General features: G+C 68.4%; 12 protein-coding genes and 3 pseudogenes. 7 read left to right on the top strand and 8 right to left on the bottom strand.

Translation table 11 applies throughout. The annotated features are described in order from the left end of the window. Positions 1 to 819, bottom strand: a complete 819-nt coding sequence (locus ACFQ7F_RS10205) for a PTS sugar transporter subunit IIA (protein WP_383268913.1) — start codon at positions 817 to 819, stop codon at positions 1 to 3. A 200-nt stretch (positions 820 to 1,019) separates the two neighbouring features. After that, positions 1,020 to 1,907, bottom strand: a pseudogene (locus tag ACFQ7F_RS10200) (alkaline phosphatase D family protein); the annotation flags it as partial. A 391-nt stretch (positions 1,908 to 2,298) separates the two neighbouring features. On the opposite strand from ACFQ7F_RS10200, the gene ACFQ7F_RS10195 reads away from it, so the two are divergent. From ACFQ7F_RS10195 to ACFQ7F_RS10175, 5 genes and pseudogenes are all read left to right on the top strand, one after another. Further along, complete coding sequence (locus ACFQ7F_RS10195) at positions 2,299 to 4,035, top strand: chitinase (RefSeq protein WP_383268911.1); 1,737 nt, start codon at positions 2,299 to 2,301, stop codon at positions 4,033 to 4,035. Between the two features lie 377 nt (positions 4,036 to 4,412). Continuing rightward, positions 4,413 to 5,972 (top strand): alkaline phosphatase family protein, encoded by a 1,560-nt coding sequence (locus tag ACFQ7F_RS10190; protein ID WP_383268908.1) that lies wholly within the window; start codon positions 4,413 to 4,415, stop codon positions 5,970 to 5,972. 48 nt (positions 5,973 to 6,020) lie between these two features. Next, positions 6,021 to 6,110: pseudogene (locus tag ACFQ7F_RS10185) on the top strand (VOC family protein); the annotation flags it as partial. A gap of 260 nt (positions 6,111 to 6,370) precedes the next feature. After that, positions 6,371 to 6,634 carry a hypothetical protein gene (locus ACFQ7F_RS10180; RefSeq protein ID WP_383268906.1) on the top strand — a complete coding sequence of 88 codons (264 nt, stop codon included), beginning with the start codon at positions 6,371 to 6,373 and terminating at the stop codon, positions 6,632 to 6,634. Between the two features lie 233 nt (positions 6,635 to 6,867). Beyond that, complete coding sequence (locus ACFQ7F_RS10175) at positions 6,868 to 8,169, top strand: lipase (RefSeq protein ID WP_383268903.1); 1,302 nt, start codon at positions 6,868 to 6,870, stop codon at positions 8,167 to 8,169. Positions 8,170 to 8,414: 245 nt separating this feature from the next. On the opposite strand, the pseudogene ACFQ7F_RS10170 reads toward ACFQ7F_RS10175, so the two are convergent. Beyond that, positions 8,415 to 9,032 (bottom strand): annotated as a pseudogene (locus ACFQ7F_RS10170) (transposase family protein); the annotation flags it as partial. A 42-nt stretch (positions 9,033 to 9,074) separates the two neighbouring features. After that, on the bottom strand, positions 9,075 to 10,001 hold the full coding sequence (locus ACFQ7F_RS10165; protein WP_383268900.1) for a pentapeptide repeat-containing protein: 927 nt from the start codon (positions 9,999 to 10,001) through the stop codon (positions 9,075 to 9,077). Positions 10,002 to 10,240: 239 nt separating this feature from the next. Here ACFQ7F_RS10165 and ACFQ7F_RS10160 point away from each other — a divergent pair, with 239 nt between their 5' ends. Continuing rightward, positions 10,241 to 10,417: a DUF6192 family protein gene (locus ACFQ7F_RS10160; RefSeq protein ID WP_383268979.1), complete on the top strand. Its 177-nt coding sequence runs from the start codon at positions 10,241 to 10,243 to the stop codon at positions 10,415 to 10,417. 93 nt (positions 10,418 to 10,510) lie between these two features. Further along, positions 10,511 to 11,167, top strand: coding sequence for a DUF4232 domain-containing protein (locus ACFQ7F_RS10155; RefSeq protein WP_383268898.1), 657 nt, complete (start codon positions 10,511 to 10,513; stop codon positions 11,165 to 11,167). Positions 11,168 to 11,351: 184 nt separating this feature from the next. Here ACFQ7F_RS10155 and ACFQ7F_RS10150 read toward each other — a convergent pair whose 3' ends face one another. From ACFQ7F_RS10150 to ACFQ7F_RS10135, 4 genes are all read right to left on the bottom strand, one after another. After that, a complete protein-coding gene (locus tag ACFQ7F_RS10150; protein WP_383268978.1) occupies positions 11,352 to 12,413 on the bottom strand; it encodes a fatty acid desaturase family protein in 1,062 nt (353 codons plus the stop codon). Between the two features lie 93 nt (positions 12,414 to 12,506). Continuing rightward, a complete protein-coding gene (locus tag ACFQ7F_RS10145) occupies positions 12,507 to 13,595 on the bottom strand; it encodes a ferredoxin reductase (RefSeq protein WP_383268895.1) in 1,089 nt (362 codons plus the stop codon). 493 nt (positions 13,596 to 14,088) lie between these two features. Next, entirely contained in the window at positions 14,089 to 16,002 is a 1,914-nt protein-coding gene (locus ACFQ7F_RS10140; RefSeq protein ID WP_383268892.1) for a ThuA domain-containing protein, read from the bottom strand. After that, positions 15,999 to 18,455 carry a carbohydrate-binding protein gene (locus ACFQ7F_RS10135; RefSeq protein ID WP_383268890.1) on the bottom strand — a complete coding sequence of 819 codons (2,457 nt, stop codon included), beginning with the start codon at positions 18,453 to 18,455 and terminating at the stop codon, positions 15,999 to 16,001. Before ACFQ7F_RS10135 ends, ACFQ7F_RS10140 begins: the two co-directional genes overlap by 4 nt. Positions 18,456 to 18,701 lie beyond the last annotated feature (246 nt).

Raw genomic sequence — 18,701 nt, 5'->3', positions numbered from 1 at the left:
TCAGACGTCGTAGAGATCGCGCAGCGCGGCGTCCACTTCCTTGGCATTGGTGAAGTCCTCGATCACCCGCACGGGCACGCCCACGTCGCCCAACGCCCTGGCGATCTCACGGGAGGTCAGGATGGCGACGGCTTCGGAGGCCTTGCCCTTGGCGGAGATGGTGTCGGTCGCCTCGGTGTTGATGTAGCGGGACCACTTCCACCGGTCGAGCACCTTGTCGAGCGTCGACTTGAGGAACAGGCTCGTTCCGACGCCGTTGCCGCAGACGGTGAGGATCGTGTGCGTGCCGCCGGAGCCGCCTGCGGCTTTGGTGGCCGCGGGCTGGGCCAGCTCCGCCGACTCGGCTGAGTCGGCGGAGCCCGCGGGCTCCTCGGCGCCTACGAGGATCTGCCGCACCGACTCGGGGGTCGGCGCCTGGTCGAGGGCATCTACCGTCTCCGGGTCGGCAAGGAGCCGGGCGAGGGCGCCCATCGCCTGAGTGTGCGCGGAGGCGTCCGTCGCGGCCAGGGCGACGACGAGGCGGACCGGGTCATTCGTGTCGTGGCCGAACGGTACGGGTTCGACAAGACGCACCCAGGACATGCCGGTGTGACGCACGGCGGGCGATGGCCGTGCGTGGGCGAAGGCGAAGCCGGGAGCGACGACGATGTACGGCCCGTTCTCCTCCACCGTGCGGAGCATCTCCTGGGTGTAGGTGTCCGTACTTACGCCGTTCGCGACCAGCAGGTCCCCGGCGGCACGGATGGCGCCCTGCCAGTCGGGAGCGGGGGCGTCGAGGCGGATGGCCTCGAGGGGAAGCAGTTCGGTGAGCTGGGGCATGAGGCAGGAATACCTCATCGAAGCGCGAAACTGATGAAGATTCAGTCGGGCTCCTGAGGTGACGTGTCGCGCCTTCGTCACCTTCTCCTCCGTACGCCTCCCGATACCTTGTCCATCGGACATCTCCGACTGGTACTGCACCCTGTCGCAGGGCTGGGCCGTGCCCCGGCCTCCGGGCCGGGGCACGCTGAAACCCGGTGTCAGTCCCTGCGGTACTGGGCGGGCGAACCCTTGGTGTCCTCGTCCTCGTAGGACCCGGCCGTGCCCCGGTCCACATGGAACGTCGTCAGCGTACTGATGGGCGAGCGCGGGTCCCGCCGGTCACCGATGACCCGCATGTGCGCGCTGAACCGGTCCGGCGTCACCTCGTACACGTCGTAGCCGTACCGGTTGCCCTCGAAGTACTTCAGGTGCGGATTGGCCTTGCCCATCAGGGGGCCGTTGGCCGCGTTCCAGTCCGCGGAGTACGCGCCGGAGGTCACCGAGTGCGCGGTGAACTCCGTGCCCAGCAAGGGGGATTCCGGCTCGTCGAAGTCGGTGCGGATGTCGTCGACGAACGCCGAGTGCCAGTCACCGGTGATCACGACCAGGTCCTCCAGACCGCTGTCGTGCACGTGCCCGAGTACCTCCTTGCGCTCGGCGAGGAAGCCGTCCCACTGGTCGGTGAACATGTACGAGCCGCCGGGACGGCCCCTCAGCTGGCTCAGCATGATCGAGTTGGCCCATACGTGCCAGGCGTCCGGGGCGCGGTCGACGGTCTTCTTCAGCCACGCCTTCTGCTCGGTGCCCAGGATCGTGCCGTCGGGCAGGTTCTGCGCCGAGCGGTACGAGCGCAGGTCGAGGACGGCGAGCTCCAGCAGGTCGCCCCAGCGCCGCACCCTGTGGATCTCCGGGTCGGGCAGTGCGGAGCCGCCGAACGAGTCGCGGTGCGGCATGTGCTCGAACCATGCCTGGTACGCGGCCGCGCGGCGCCGCATGAACGGGGCGCCGCCGCCGGTGCCGCTGTAGTCGTTGACGACCTCGTGATCGTCCCAGGTCAGGAACCACGGGTGGGCGGCGTGTGCCTCGCGCAGCGACTTGTCACCCTTACCGCCGCACATCGCTGCACATGGCCGTACGCCGCCGGATTGCCGGATGCGAAGGCTCCGAGGGTGATAGGGGGCCTCCTTGACCGTCCTGCCGCCGCAAGTTGCTGATTTCGGCGAAGTGCTGCCCCCGCTATCGCCATCGCCTCTCCTGAGACGACTTCGTGCCTGCGCCGGAGCGGTTCCTCGGCTCTACGGCCGGCGTGGCCGCGGCCACGCCGACAGGCACGGGGGTGGCCCCCAGCGGCGCAGGGCGTGCGGTCCTCGAGTGCTCCGCGGTGGGGTCGTTTCGACAGAGGTCTTGACAACTTGATTGGTCTGGACCAGCTTTGCGCACAGTAGCGGTGGCCACCGGCTCTCACCTTCGTCCTTCACCTCTCCCTGGAGGCATTCCGTGGACCGTGTACGTAAGGGCAGACCCGGCGTTCGCCGGAGAATCGGCGCGGCGATCGCCGTCGGTGCGGCAGCCGCGCTCGCCGTCACCGGGCTCGCCGCGCCTGCGCAGTCGGCGGACGCCAAGGCGGCGGACGCCAAGGCCGCGGACGTCAACGTCGCCAAGAACGCCGGGTTCGAGTCGGACCTGAGCAACTGGACCTGCGTCGCCAGCAGCGGTGCCGCCGTGACTTCCCCCGTGCACGGCGGCACGAAAGCGCTCAAGGCCACCCCCTCGGGCCAGAACAACGCCGAGTGTTCCCAGATCGTCAAGGTGAAGCCCAACTCGACGTACAAGCTCAGCAGCTGGGTGCAGGGCAGCTATGTCTACCTCGGCGCCCGCGGCACCGGCACTACGGACGTGTCGACCTGGACGCCGGGCAACTCGTCCTGGCAGCAGCTCTCCACCAACTTCACCACCGGCGCGAACACCACGTCGGTCACCGTGTACACCCACGGCTGGTACGGACAGAGCGCGTACTACGCCGACGATGTGAGCGTTCTCGGGCCCGACGGGGGCGGCGGCACCGACCCGGTGGAGATACCGGCCGTGCCGGCCGGCCTCGCGGCGGGCACGACGACGTCCACGTCGGTCGACCTGTCCTGGACCCCGGTGTCCACGGCCACCGGATACACCGTCTACCGCGACGGCGCCAAGGTCGCCTCGACCAGCGGCGCCTCCACCACCGTCACTGGTCTGACGCCGGAGACCACCTACAGCTTCCAGGTGAGCGCCTCGAACGCGGCGGGTGAGTCCGCCAAGTCGACGGCGGTGTCCGCACGGACCGCCAAGGGCGGCGGCGGAGACGGCGGCACCGTGCCCAAGCACGCGCTGACCGGCTACTGGCAGAACTTCAACAACGGCGCGACCGTGCAGAAGCTGCGGGATGTGTCCTCGCAGTACGACATCATCGCCGTCTCCTTCGCCGACGCCACCACCACGCCGGGCCAGATCACCTTCAACCTCGACCCGGCCGTCGGTTACTCCTCCACCGCCGACTTCAAGGCGGACATCGCCGCGAAGAAGGCCGCGGGCAAGTCCGTGATCCTCTCGGTCGGCGGAGAGAAGGGCACCATCTCGGTCAACAGCGACGCCTCCGCGGCGGCCTTCGCGAACAGCGCCTACGCGCTGATGCAGGAGTACGGGTTCGGCGGCGTCGACATCGACCTGGAGAACGGCCTCAACCCCACCTACATGACCAAGGCACTGCGTCAGCTCGCCGCGAAGGCGGGCCCGAACATGGTGCTCACGATGGCGCCGCAGACCATCGACATGCAGTCCACCTCGGGCGGGTACTTCCAGACGGCGCTGAACGTGAAGGACATCCTCACGGTCGTCAACATGCAGTACTACAACAGCGGTTCCATGCTGGGCTGCGACGGCAAGGTCTACAGCCAGGGCAGCGTGGACTTCCTGACCGCACTCGCCTGCATCCAGCTGGAGGGCGGCCTCGACCCGTCGCAGGTCGGCATCGGCGTCCCCGCGTCGACGCGCGGCGCGGGCAGCGGTTACGTGGCCCCGTCGGTCGTGAACAACGCCCTCGACTGCCTGACCCGCGGCACCGGCTGCGGCTCCTTCAAGCCGTCGAAGACATACCCGGCACTGCGGGGCGCCATGACGTGGTCCACCAACTGGGACGCGACGGCGGGCAACACGTGGTCGAACTCCGTCGGCCCCAAGGTGCACAGCCTTCCGTAGCGAATGAACGACCTGGCGGGGCGGGCAGACCAACCACGGTCCGTCCCGTCCCGCCCAGGATCTTGACGAGGTGCGGGCGCGTGGCCGAGACCTTCTGCCGGCCGCTCAGCACCGGTCGCGCATGAACGCCACTCGGTGATCGTCACCAGCAGACCGGATCGAGGACTTCGAGCCGGACGGAAAAGAGATCGCTGACACCTCCGGACGGACGTCGGGAGCTGCAAGCCGACCACGGGAACTGCCCGTTCACGGTTCGGTTCACTACTTGATCCAAGTGTTCACCCTGAGAGTCCTGGTGCCTGCCCTGCCCCATGCATCAAGATAGCGAAACGGTAACAGGTCTAGCCCCAATGCCTCTGGACGCACGAGGTGTTGGGATGCGCACCCGCCCCCGCTCTCCCCGCAAGGAGGATCACGTGTCGTCGCACGGCATATCCCGTCAGGGCGTATCCCGCCGCTCGCTCCTCGTATCGGCCGCGGCCCTCGCCGCCGCCGGCTCGCTCGCCGGTGCCGCGTCGGCCTCCGCCAAGGGCCGGGCCAAGACGCCCAAGGTCCTGGTGATCGGCCTGGACGGTGCCCTGCTCAGCAGAATCAAGGACGCCGACGCGCCCGCGCTCAAGGGTCTGATGGGCGCGGGCCTGACCGCGCCGAGCAGCATCTACGCCCAGCCGCTCGCGCCGACCTCGTCGGGCCCCGGCTGGTCGACGCTCATCACGGGTGTGTGGCCTGACAAGCACAGGGTCGTGAACAACGAGTTCACCGGGCACAACCTCGCCGCCTACCCGGACTTCCTGACCCGGATCGAGGCCGCGAAGCCGTCCTTGCGGACGTATGCCGTCGCGTCCTGGAACCCGATCACCGACATCATCTTCTCCGCGAAGGTGGATGCGCGGGTGTCCACCCCCTCGGCCGAGTACGACGCCGGAACCACCAGCCGCGCCGTCGCCGAGATCAAGGGCGGCCACCCCGACGCCCTCTTCGTCCAGCTGGACAACATCGACCACGCGGGCCACGACAGCGGAGCCGCGAGCCAGGCCTACCTCGACGCGATCCGTGGCGCCGACGCCCAGGTCGGCCAGATTGTCGCCGCGGTCAAGTCTCGTGCCACGTACGGGGCAGAGGACTGGCTCATCATGATCACCGCAGACCACGGGCACACCGACCCCGGCGGCCACGGCGGCTCCAGCTGGCCCGAGCGCCAGACCTTCATGATCGCCACAGGCGGCACGGTCACGCCGGGTTCGGTCCGCCACGACGTCCGCATGCCCGACATCGCCGCGAGCGCGCTCGCCCACCTGGGGATCGCGATCGACCCGGCCTGGGGCCTGGACGGCCGTCCCGTGCAGCAGCCTGCGCCGGACGCGTTCGACGCCCTGCGGGCCGAGCTGACGGGGCCCATCGACGAGATCGGCATCGGCGCCACAGTCATCGGCTTCACGCACACACCGCCGGGTGGATGGAGCGTGGACAACTCCCGGATGGGCACGGGCGGCATCACCGAGTGGCGCGGCTGGTCCTTCACCACGGACGAGTTCTGGACGAAGGCCGAGCGCGACCAGCGCCGCGAACTCAACATCCGCGCACGCAACGTCTTCGCGGTCGCGGACGGCGACGAGTGGGCCGACAAGAGCTTCTCGGGCACCTTCGACTCGACGCTGGTCAGCCCCTCCTACGATGTACCGGGCGGCGCTCGGGCCACCCTCACCTACACGACGTACTACCGCCAGGAGGCCCCGCAGAGGGGCGAGGTCCTTGTCTCTTACGACGGAGGGGCCCCGGTCACGGTGAGGACGTACACCGCGGACACCCCCTCCGTGGTCGAGAACATCACCCTCCAGGTGCCGGCAGGCGCCCGGAAGGCCCAGGCCCGATTCCGCTACAGCGGCGGCAACAACTGGTACTGGGTGATCGACGGGGTCAAGATCACCGCTTCCTGATCAGGGCGAAGGGCGCCGGGACACCCTCGTCCCGGCGCCCGCCCAACGGCAGGCAAGCCGGATCACCAGCCTCATGACAAGGCGCGGGTTCTGACCGATCCGGCAGGCCATCCCTTCTGCGTGGTCCGAGGCGGATAGTTTTCGACGAGCCCGCCTCAAGGCTGTTTCCGTAACAGAGCCGTTGGTCCGGTGCCGGATCAGCCGGTCATGGCGAGGCTGTGGATATGACGTGTGAGGCAAGAGGCCCGGCGCCGACCGTCCCGGCCCAGGTCCGCCGCTTGGGGGTGGACATGCCGACGCGGTTCGACCCCAACACACATCTTCTGGTCCGTATGCCGTGGCGACTCACCCTGCAAGATGACTGCGTGAGTAACACTTGGGTTCGTGCCGTAGTCGGAATGCTTCTTGCGCTCGTCTGTCTGCCGCTGTTCCTGGTGCTCCCTGAGGTCGGCGTTCCGCTGATGCTTGTGGCGCTGCGTCTGATGGCCTCCCGTTTCCGGTGGGCCGCTCGCGCCAGCGACGGGCTCGAACGCAAGCGGAATGAGCTGCACAAGTGGTTTGCTCACAAGCCCCGCCCGATCCGCTGGCTACTCCTTGGCGCGTTGGCCATGGTCGTCATCTTGCTCGTGGTCTTGGCCGGCTACGAGCTTCTCGCCAGCTAGTGCCGCATCAACCGACGTTCGCCCTGTAGTGCCGCGCTACCTCCGCGATCTGGCTCTTCCGGGAAAGCTGAGTCCCCACCGCAATGTCCAGCTGTACGGGGCGGGTGAAGCTCGCGGCGGCGGGATCAGCCGCATCTCTCTCGGGGGCAGGCACCAGGAGGATTCGGGGGCCTAGCACCCCTGTGTCGAAGTTCGTAACGCGTGAGGCTGAAGGGGCAGTCATCGAGCCACACTTGGGGGAACTCGTGGTCATCTCCACCTCGACATCGTCGCGCAGCGAAACCCGGTACCGCGGTGGTCGCCGGGTGCAGGTGGCAGCCGTCTGCTGCGGCCTGCTGCTGAGCGCACCGGCCGTCGCCACCGCCGCCACTCCGCCCGCCGCCCATGCCCAGGGGCAGTACGAGGAGCGTGGCCGAGGCACGCTGATCTCCTCCGAAAAGCTGTACACGCTCGCGACCCCGAAGGCCGTGGCCAGGGAACTGGACGCGGCCGGGTTCGAAGACGACACCGTCCGGCACGGCGTGGTCGCCTACCGGCTGGTCTACCGGACCGTTGATCCGCACGGACGGCCCACCACGGCGAGCGGGCTGTTCGTGCTGCCGCTCAACAGCGAGGGACGGTTGCGGGCGGTCTCCTTCGCGCACGGCACCGGCAGTCACAAGGACGACTCCCCGTCCATGCAGCGTGCCAAGTTCCTGTCCGCGCCGGTGATCGCACATGCGGCGGCCGGTGCCGCAGGGGTCGCGCCCGACTATCTGGGGCTGGGCAAGGGGCCCGGTCTGCACCCCTGGATGGACATCGGATCCGAGACGACGGCGTCCCTGGACATGCTGAGGGCGGCCCGCGCCTTCGCGCCCCGCACCGGACATGTGCTGGAGCGCGAGGTCATGGTCACCGGCTTCTCGCAGGGGGCCTCCGCGGCGCTGGGGCTCGGCCGGGCTCTGGAGGCGGGTGCGGACCGCTGGTTCAGGTTGGGCGCGCTGGCACCGGTCAGCGGCGTGTACGACTTCGGCGGCACGGAATTGCCCGCGCTGCTCGAAGGAAGGCTGGAAGCCAAGTCCAGTGTGCTGTACGCGGCGTACACCCTGGTCGCGTTCAACCGGCTCCACCACATCTACGACAGTCCTGACGAGGTCTTCCAGACCGGCGGCGTCGAGGCGCTCTTCGACGGCGCCCACACGGGGAAGGAGATAATGGATGGCATCCCGGGGGCTGTGGGCGAGTTGCTGACCGGGCACGGCCGCGAGTTGCTCGCGCATCCGACGGGACCGCTGGCGGAGGCGCTGCGCACAACCGACGCCGTATGCACCGACTGGGCACCCCGTGCCCCGGTGCGGCTCTACATGGCGACCGGGGACGAACAGGCCGCCACCGACAACACCGAGCACTGCCGGGCGGCTCTGCACAGGAACGGCGTGGACGCCCCGGTCGTCGATCTGGGCGATGCCGACTACCGGACATCCCGTCACCTGGGGTCCAACGTGGCAGCCACATCGTCGATCGTGCGCTGGTTCGGTGAGCTGCGCCAGCAGTGACTGGAATGTCCCGGCTCCGCGGCCTCTGCTTCTTCGGCCAAGGGCCGGGGTGCCCGAGTGCTTGGAGGTCGCCGGCCGATGGAAACGGGCTACGGATTCCCTACACCTCGTCCGATCGGGAGGGAGCCGCAGCCGGTGACAACTGCCGTGCTGTTCGAGCCGATGGCGACAAGCAGCATGCTTCGGCACAGCCGTCTTCCTCGCGACTCTCTTGCAGGCGGTGTCATACGGGGTGGGAGTTATCCGACATGCTCCACTCGTGCACGGACCTGCTTGTGTGAGCGGTTGTGCTCACGTTCCCAGCCGGGTAATTCCTCCCCACGGGGGAGGCGGTGCAGCATGATCAACCCAATCCCTGGGTCGCCGTCAGCTATTACGGTCGTCCGGCCGACCGCAGCCTTGGCTCCCGATTCCTCCCACGCCTTGCAGTCGTTCCGATTACCCGCAGCGGCAGCGGCAGCCCGACCGCAACGACCAAGCGGGTGTCGGCGTCGATGACGACCTGGTGGTTGGTGGAGTACCGATAATTCTTCGACTGCTCGGCCACCGCGTGATCGCGGGTGGGCACCAACGTCCCGGCGACGATCAGCACTGTGCCCCTCGCGAACCGACGTCGAGACGGCAATGACAGCAGCGGGCCGATTGGCCAATGATCCGGTCGGCCGCCGGCTCCGGAATCCCGAACAGCAGGGCCAGCTGGCGCATCGTCAAGTTCGTGTGCCAGTAAGCCGCGACCAGGAGAATGCGATCCTCAAGCGGCAGACCCCACGGACGCCCCAGTCGTGGTCCGGCTACGCTCTGACCTGCACCGTCATCACCAACTTGCCTAAGCTGCGCGCTCTCAGCCCGGTGAACGGACCTATCCAAGACGGCCCCGAGTAGGGCCTTCCGCGGCGGGAGGTCGGTCAGGGGGGAGGGTTCTTGGTGAACCGGGTGATGAACGCGGCGGCCTCAGCCTCGCTGATCTCGACATGGTCGGTGTCGTTGTGCCCCAGCTCGTACAGACGCAGGTACTCGGTGGGCTCCCAGCGCAGGTTCCGGGTGAACGCGTGATCCGAGGTGAGGCCATCAGCCGTGCTGCGGCGCACGATGCCTTGCGGGTGGCTGCGCGGGTATCCCTCGCTGATCTTCGCGTAGTACGTGGTCGTGTTCGGCGCAGGGTTGAGAACCTGCACCGTGGCGCCGCGCTGCTGCAGCCACCGTTCCAGCTCACGGCCCGCCAGCTCTCTGCGCGCACCGTTGTCCATGACGTACGCGGGCCCGTACACGCTGCCGGTGAGGCCGGCCACCAGAGTGCGCTCGTCCAGACGCACCTTGAAGGACGTTCCCTGTACTGACGCACCGGTCAGGTCCGCTCCTTCGAGACGTGTGTCCAGGAGCAAAGCGCCGTGGAGGCATGCTCCTCGGAGACAAGCCCCACGGGCATCGGTCTTATATAGTTCAGCGCTGCCGAGATTCGTGTCGGCCAGCACGGCGGCCTGCAGGCTCGCGTAGTCCAGTACTGCTTTGACCAGGCAGGACCGGCTGAGGTCAGCGCGGTCCAGGACGGCGTATCCCAAATCAGCGCGGTACAGGTCGGTGTCGGCCAGGACCGCGTCCTCGAGGCGGCTTTCGATGAACAGGCCCATAGCCACGTCGACGCCGGTGAGGTCGACACCGGACGCGTCGAGACCGCACAGATCGAGAGTGGTGTCCTCTTGCCCGCTCCATATCCGGAGTGCGTCAGCAGCCTCGTCGGCCGGGGGCAGCACGCGCACGGCCCGACGTGCGTCCCACGTTCCAGGCAACTCGATCACTCCCTTGTTGTTTCCCGACGTCTCGCGGCGCTCCATCAGCCGATGGCACGTCATCAGGGGCAGATGCGACTTGCAGAGCATGGCAGGCAAGGCCGTCGCGGCGGGACCGCAGGGGGGTCGGCGGCTGGGATGCGTCGCGGGCGGCCGAGGGCTTCTGCAAAGGCCTGTAAACGCCAAGGTCGGAGTCGCCATGGTTGGTGGATGATGCCAACCGGAGGGTCGGCCGCGTGGTGGGCACCCCTGGCTCGCCGCAGGAGGAGACCTAGACCTCGGCGATCCACGCACTCGCGCAGGACGACGAGGTCGCGGCCGAGGTGTCCGGTGACCTGCTGCGGCGACCGGCGGTGGAGAGCAGGTTCACCTCGCAGGACAAGGTCCGGGTGGTCGAGGTCGGCCAGGCTGGTGTCCGTTCGGTGGCACCTTGGCGGACCGTGGGGTCGATACGCCTGTGACAGAACGAAGACCTCGCGGTGGACCGCCCGTAACTCGGTGTGAGATACAAATACTGCAGACCACACGCACCGCGCTCTTTGCAAGGGAACACCGTGAAGTACACCCGCGTCACCGCTCTCGCCGCCATCGGCGTCGCCGCCACCCTCTCGCTCACCGCCTGTGGCGGCGATGACTCCGGGAAGGACTCGTCCTCCAAGGGCTCCTCGTCCTCGTCTTCGTCGTCCTCGGACGGTGGCTCGAAGTCGCAGCACGGCTCGGAGGCAAGCAACGCGAAGTCGGGCTCCGGTGAGGACACGAAGACCAACGCCGGCGCCGCGAACAGCACGGCGAAGACTGGTGGCAAGGTCACGTTCTGCAAGACGGAGGACCTGGCCATCGACGCCACGGACGCCGCGCCCGACGAGGCCTCCGGCCGGATCGACATCAGCATGGTCAACCGGGGTTCGACCACCTGCTCGGCGACCGGCTTCGCGGGTGTCGACATCAAGGACGTCGACACCACCTCGAACCCCATCGGGCGCGGCCAGGCCCAGCCGCGTATCACCACCCTGAAGCCCGGCGACGCCGCCGTCTTCAACCTCGCCTACGACATCGACAACACCGGCGACAGCCTCGCGCACCCGACCAACATCCAGGTGACGCCCCCGAACGAGACCCACTCCGTGACCCTTGAGTGGCCCGCGGGTGCGGGAGACATCAAGGGCGCCTACACCGACGTCGAGGTCTACCCCACACACACGACTAAGTAGGGGTTGCGATCAGCCCTCGGGGCTGACCGCCCCATCCGGCCAGGACCCTGGCCATCCAACACGGAACGGGAACCCTCACGGAGCGACGGCGCACCCCGCGCGCGAGCTGGCAGGATCAGAACTCCGAGGAGCTGCGGCTGGCGCTGCGGGAGTACCGGGAGTTCAAGGAAGGACTGCTGCGCATCTAGTCAGGCCGACGCGGCGCGGGCATGGCGAAGCGCAGGATGCGCCTCCACGCTGAGCCGTACTGGCGCCACAACGGCCCGGTGACGTACGGGATGTCGTGCTTCTCGCACAGTTCACGCACCCGAGGGGCGATCTCGGCATAGCGGTTGCTCGGCAGATCGGGAAAGGCGTGGTGCTCGATCTGGTGGCCGAGGTTTCCGCTGAGGATGTGGAAGAGCCGTCCGCCGTCGATGTTGGCGGAGCCCTGGATCTGCCGCAGATACCACTGGCCGCGCGTCTCGCCCTCGATGTGTTCCTCGGTGAACGTCTGGACGTCCCCGGGAAAGTGGCCGCAGAAGATGATGGTGTGCGACCACAGATTGCGCACGGTGTTGGCCGTGAGGTTGCCCGTCAGGCACGGCAGCGCCGAGGGACCCGCGAGCAACGGGAAGAGCACGTAGTCCTTGGCGAGCTGGCGGGTGGCCTTGGCGGCGAACCCGGTCAGGCCGGCCACGAACGAACGCCATGACTTGGAGCCCGATGCGACCGCGTCGGGCTCCAAGTCGTACAGCGCGATACCCCACTCGAAGAGGGGCGCGAGTACGAAGTTGTAGAGCGGCTGGGCGAGATGGCGCGGCTGCCAGGGCTGGTCGGCACTCATCCGGAAGATGACGTACCCGAGGTCCCGGTCGCGATCGACGACGTTGGTCCAGGTGTGGTGCAGATGGTTGTGGGTGTGCTTCCAGGCCTCGGCGGGCGTCAGGAAGTCCCACTCCCAGGTGGACGAGTGGATCGCCTGGTCACCCATCCAGTCCCACTGGCCGTGCAGGATGTTGTGGCCCAGCTCCATGTTCTCCAGGATCTTGGCGACGGAGAGCATGGCGGTGCCCGCCGCCCAGGCGGGTGGGAAGAGGGAGACGGCGAGCGCGGCCCGGCCGCCTGCTTCCAGGCCCCGCTGGGTAGCGATCACGGTGCGGATGTAACGGGCGTCGTCGGCGCCGCGCGTGGCGATGATCTCGGACCGGATCCGGTCGAGTTCCTCCCCCAATCCCTCCACCCATTCCTTCACCGGCTCCTTCACCTGTTCCTTGCCGGGTTCCGCGTCGAGTTCCTTGCCGGGCTCTGCCTCGGTGGCGGCGAGAGGGGTCGCAGTCACAGGAGACTCCTTGTGTGGCTAGACGTCGAGGGACACTGGTCCGGCCGCGGCCGAGACACAGGTCTGGATCAACAGGCCGTTCCGGTCGCTGATGTCGCCGGTACGGAGATCGCGCACGCGCCCGTACGTCAGGGGAACGAGGCAGCCGAAACAGATGCCTCGTCGGCATCCGTAGGGCATCGGCACCCCCGCGAGTTCGCCGGCGGCGAGGAGCGGGGTCGACGCGTCCGCGGCGATCTCGGCTCCGGAGCGGGTGAACAGCACCCGGCCGCCGGGGGCGGCGTCGGGGTCCGGCGGAAGGACCGGAGCAAGCTGGAAGCGCTCCACATGGAGCCGTTCACGCAGGCCTGCACTCTCCCAGTGGTCCTCCAATGAGTCGAGCAGGGCAGCTGGACCACACGCCCAGCTCTCGCGCTCGCGCCAGTCGGGACAGAGCCGCCCCAGGGCGCCCGGGGTGAGCCTGCGGTGTGACCGGGTGTGATGTTCGTCGTAGGACAGCCAGCTCAACTGCCTTTGGGCCGAGCGCAGTTCACCGCTGAAGATGCTGTCCTGGGCGCGGGGCGCACTGTGCAGCACGACGACATCGGGGTGAGGGTGCCGACGGCGCATGAGGGCGCGGAGCATGCCCATCACCGGGGTGATGCCGCTGCCCGCGGTAACGAACAGGATGCGGGACGGAAGACGGTCCGGAAGGACGAACTCTCCTTGTGCCGGGCCGAGCCGGAGCACCGCACCCGGTGGTGTCCGGTGGGCCAGGTGCGGGGACACCCTGCCACCGTGCGCGGCTTTGACGGTGATCGTCAGCAGGCCGTCCGTGCGGTCCGGCGCGGAGGTGAGGGAGTAGGTGCGCCAATGCCGCACGCCGTCCATCTCGACGCCGATCGGCAGATACTGCCCGGCGCGGTGGCCGGACCATCCTCGGCCCGGCCTGAGGGTGAGTGTGGTGGCGCCCCGGGTCTCCGGGCACACCGCTGTCACCCGGCCCGCGGGAAAGCGCGCGTCGAGCAGGGGATCGATCAGCCCGAGGTAGTCGTCAGGGACGAGCGGGCTGGTCAGCCAGGAGGTGGCAGTCAACAGGCTGCCCATGAGGGCCGGTAACGCAGGCATGGCACGGGTTCCTCTCGTCACACGGCACGAGGGGTGTCGCGTACGTCGAGTCGTCCCGGGCCCGGCTGAGACCACGAAACCACGCCCATGCGAACGGGCGCACGACCAGGAGGCCGTATCCCGCCAAGCGCGATCTGCGGTGCGTCGTGGGCGGCTTCCCCCACGGCGCGGTGGTCTGCGGGGACAAGACCCGCCGAACCGGAAGGGAATGGCCAAATGGTGCTACCCATGTGCGACGTCGTCGCGCGGGGGACCGGAGATCAGCCGTTGGGGAGGATGACGGCCCGACCGCGGATCCGGCCTTCATGCAGGCGCTCCCGGACTGCGGGCGCCGGTGCGCGCAGCGTGCGGATGCGGGGGAGGGGGCGCTGTTGTGGAGCCGCACAATGTCGTGCAGCCCCCTGGTGGTCCCCCGCATCTTTCCAGCACAAGCCCCCGCAGCCTTTCGGGAGGTACGGGGGCTTGTGGCGTACGGTTCCCGCTTCGGCGTTCGCTACCCGTGAGCAGCGCGGTGCGGGCCGGTGTCCGTGACTGCCTGGTCTTGGCCTCTCCTGCCCTCGTAGCGCTCCACCCAGTACGCCGTCCGGTCCAGGTAGGCGCTCTCCGCCGCCTCACCCGTCTTTCCGTACGCGCCTTCGAAGCTCAGATAGCCGTGGCCGGCCGGTGGTGAACTGTCGGCGGGCTCGATGGAACTCCCCTCGTGCCACTCGTTGAAGGACGTCACCGACACCCAGGCGGGTGAGCCGCCGATGGCCGGGTCCAGGGCGTTGTTCCACTGCTTGTCGTATGCCGCTCCGTCCGCGCGGTCGAGGGTGGGAGTCGTGTTGCCCGGGACCGCCCGGTCGTCGATGTAGCCGGGGGCGACCGACGGGGCCCAGATCAAGTCGTGGGCACGGGCGTAGTCGCCGGCCTGCTTCCAGCCGGGGGCGGTGGCGCCCGCGATCCCGTCGTACGTGTACATCCCGGAGAAGTGGGCGATCTTCGTGGTGTCGGTCGTCTGGGCGAGCACGATGCTGCGGTCCGTCACCTCGTCGAGCGCGCTCCAGTCGGTGATGCGCAGGCTTTCGAAGACATAGAACGCGGGTTTGTCGCCGTGCTCGGCGGAACGGTAGAAGGCGGGGTGGCTGCCGTAGGTGTCGTTGATGTACTGGATGTCGGCCACCGTGGAGGCCGCGCTACGTCCCGAGTACGGCTCCAAGTGCCAGGCCACCTTGATGCCTTCCTCGGCCGCCGCGTCCAGAACGCCCTTGGCGAGCCGGTCCTCGTATCCGCCACGGCCCCACCAGCTGTAGACGATGACTCCGGCGCCGGATTTCTTCACCTCCTTCATGTGCTGGGCGACGGCGCCTTTCATGTCCCCGGAGTCATACGGGCCGAGCGCCGGGTAGTAGTCGGCGCCGATGTCGTCGGGCGGGGTGTGGCCGCCCTGGGGCCAGTGGCGCCAACTGCCGTTCACGGCAGGGTTTCCGTACCACGGGTAGTAGAAGAGGTGGACGTTCTGCGACCCCTCCCCGACGGCTCTCGTCTCGGTTGCCCGGGGGGTGCGGCCCACGCTCGCCACCGTGCTGCCTTCCGTATCAGGCGCGCAGTCGCCGGGCGCCTGCCCCGCGGCGTAACGGACCGCGCCGAGCAGCAGGGTGCGGAAGTCGGGGTCGGCGTACGACTCGGCCGTATGACCGAGGCCGGTGTAGAAGGACCGGCCCTGGCCCTGCGCGTGGCACCAGGTGATGGGGTGGTCGCCCGCCATCTCTCCGCCGCTGTAGGTCGATTCGTCCAGGCTCTGCAGGACGTGGACGCCGGAGCGGGGGTTGGCGCGGTAGTTGTACCACTCGTCGGTACGGGCCCAGGTGGCGCCGAGGTGAGAGGTCGCCGGGTGGGCGCGGTCCTCGTTGACCACGGTGGCCTGCTGAATGGCGGGGTGGCTCTTGAACCAGGCCCCGACGAGCTGCCCGTAGTACGGCCAGTCGTACTCGGTGTCGGCCGCCGCGTGCACCCCGACATAGCCGCCGCCGGAGTCGACGTACGACTGCAGGGCGCCCTGCTGTGCGCTGTTGAGGACATCGCCCGTGGTGCTGAGGAAGACCACGGCCTCGTATCTGGAGAGGTTGTCCGGACTGAAGGCCTTGGCGTCCTCGGTGGCCGTGACGGTGAAGCCCTGCTCCTGGCCCAGGCGGCGCAGGGTGTCGGTGCCGGCCGGGATCGAGTCGTGGCGGAAGCCCGCCGTCTTGGAGAAGACGAGGACGTCATAGGACGCGGCGTCCGCTCGGCCGCCGATGTCCTGCGCCGATGCGGCCCGCGCGGACCCGGTCGACGCGCTGATCGGCACGGCGAGAGCGGCGGTCAGTGCGAGGGCGAGAACGGCGGGTGCGCGGCGCAGCCGTCTCGACGCTCTGCTCACGTTGCTCATGGTTGACGCCCCTTCTGCGAGGTGGTGGCGAGGGTGAACGCGTCGACGTCGAAGAGGTTCCCCTGGCCGCTCGGTCCCTTGAAGACCAGCACGAGATCCGTGGTCCCCGACGGCGCCGCGGACAGGTTCGCCGTGACGTCCTGGTAGTTCTCCCAGCCGCCCGTCACGGGCACGGCCACCGAGCCGAGTTGGGTGCCGGTCGGTGAACCGGCGCGGATCTCGATCGTGCCCCCGGCGCCGCCTGAGGCGATGCGGGCGGTGAACGACTTTGCGTCGGCCAGTGTGTAGGGCTTGAAGGAGATCCAGTCGCCGTTGTCGGTGAAGCCGACCGTGTTGGCGCCTTCCGCGGGGACGTGCCCGGCGATCTGGATGCCCGACTGGGCGGTGAAGTGCTCGGCCTGCCGGTGGCGCGGCTGCAAGTTCCGCAAGCTGTGCGTGGTCAGGCCGGCCTTGTCGGTGTACTCGGCGTCGAAGACCCCGTACAGATTGGCCGCGCTGTCGTGCTCGCCGTCGGCGGGCACCGTGATGTTGCCGCTGCAGCCGTTCTTGGACGTGATGGCGTGCGAGTGGCTGTCGTGCCCCAGGAGATAGGTGACCTTGACCTTCGCGCAGTCGATCGCGCCGTCCTCCGGGTCGCTCACCGAGACCTCGAAGGGCACGGTGTCGCCGAAGGAGAACAGCTTTCCGTCGGCGGGCTGTCGCAGGGAGACCGTGGGCGCGGTGTTGCCCGCGGTCACCACGAGGCTGGCGCTGCCGGTCAGGCCCTGGGGATCCTTGACGGTGAGCGTCGGCCGGTAGGTCCCCTTCGTGGTGTACGTGTGTGAGGGGTTGGCCTGGGTCGAGGCGGATCCGTCGCCGAAGTCCCAGGAATAGCTGAGGGACTGTCCCTCGGGATCGGAGCTGCCCGCGGAGGAGAACTGCACGGTCAGCGGCACGGCGCCGGAGGTCTTGTCCGCGGTGGCCTTGGCGATCGGACTGCGGTTGCTGCCGCCGAGGTACTCGATGCGGTACAGGGCCTGGTTGTTGCTTCCGGTGCCGTAGTCGAGGACATACAGGGCGCCGTCCGGGCCGAAGTCGCTGTCCATGATCTGGGTGCCGGTCCAGGGGAAGTCCTCGATGGCGCCCCGGGATCCGTCGGACTTCACCTCGATCGACTTGATCCATTTGCGGCCGTACTCGGTGGCGAGGAAGCGGCCGTCGAGGGACTGCGGGAACTTCACCGACGATTGCAGATCAGGGTCGTAGCGGTAGACCTCGCCGCCCATGGGGGACTCGGAGCCACTGCCCAGCTCGGGCGGCGACCCGTCCCATCCATACTTGATCCAACTGGCGCGTGTGGGAGGCAACTTGGCCTGTCCGGTGTTGCGGAACGAATCGTTGGTCGGGCCGCCCGCGCAGTCGTACTTGGCGCCGGATGGACCGCTGGGGAAGGTGTACGCGTTGTACGTCTCGGCGCTGGTGTTCGTGCCGGTGCAGTACGGCCAGCCGAAGTTGCCCGGGGCAGTGATGCGGTCGAACTCCACCTGGCCGCCGGGGCCTCGGTTCGCGTCGCCGCCACCGGCGTCGGGCCCGTAGTCGCCGAGGTAGACGACGCCGGTCTTCTTGTCGACGCTCATGCGGAACGGGTTGCGGAAGCCCATCGCGTAGATCTCGGGCCGGGTTTTCGCGGTGCCGGGTGCGAAGAGATTACCGGCGGGGACGGTGTAGCCGCCGGCCGCCGTCGGTTTGATGCGCAGCACCTTGCCGCGCAGGTCGTTGGTATTGCCGGAGGAGCGCTGGGCGTCGAACTGCGGGTTGCGGTCGGTCCGTTCGTCGATGGGCGCGTAGCCGGAGGAGTCGAACGGGTTGGTGTCGTCGCCCGTGCTGAGATACAGGTTCCCGGCGGCGTCGAAGTCGATGTCGCCGCCCACGTGGCAGCACTGGCCGCGGTCGTTGGCCACTTGGAGCACGACCTTCTCGCTGGCCATGTCGAGGGTTTTGTCGGCCTTGAGCGTGAACCGGGAGAGGTTCAGATGCCCCTTCCACCGCTCGAAGTCGGCGGCGGTTCCGGTGGCCGGCGCGTCACCGGACGGGGTGTCGAGCTTGGGCGAGTAGTAGACGTACACCTGGCGGCTGGAGGCGAAGTCCGGGGCGGCGGATATGCCTTGCAGCCCCTCCTCGTCGTGGGTGTAGACGTCCAGTTTTCCGGCCTGGGTGGTGTTCCCGGCGGCGTCGGTGTATCTGACTGTGCCGTCACGGGCGGTGTGCAGCACCGAACGGTCGGGCAGCACGGTGAGGGACATGGCCTCACCCAACTCGGCGCTGCCTGCGGCCAGTTGCACCTGTTGGTAGTCCGCGGCCGGGATGTCCCGGGCGTCCGCGCCCGCAGAGACGGCAGCGGAGAGGGCGAGACCGGACAGCGTGAGTGCGAGTGCGGTGAGCAGTGTGAGCCCTGTGCGAGGGCGTGGGGACATGGGGCATCCTCCTGACGCTTGGGGGTGTGTCAGGCAGGGCGCGCGCCGGCCGCGCTTGCTGCGGTGCTGGAAAGCTGGTGAGCGCGTACTGAAGTACGGACTGACGTGCCGATGCGTGCGTGATTTGCGCATCTGGCACAGGAAATTGCGCAGAAGTGCGAGCGCTTTGCATCCTGGCGACGCCTCACCAATTTGTCAAGGCCGTGTCAAAAGGTGCGTTGGGCTCCCCTTGGGCCCCGGCCTCGT

It is taken from the genome of Streptomyces sp. NPDC056486 (assembly GCF_042795295.1).
GTDB lineage: Bacteria > Actinomycetota > Actinomycetes > Streptomycetales > Streptomycetaceae > Streptomyces.
The sequence above is the reverse complement of the archived record's forward strand: the minus strand, read 5'-3'. Positions and strand labels throughout refer to the sequence as shown.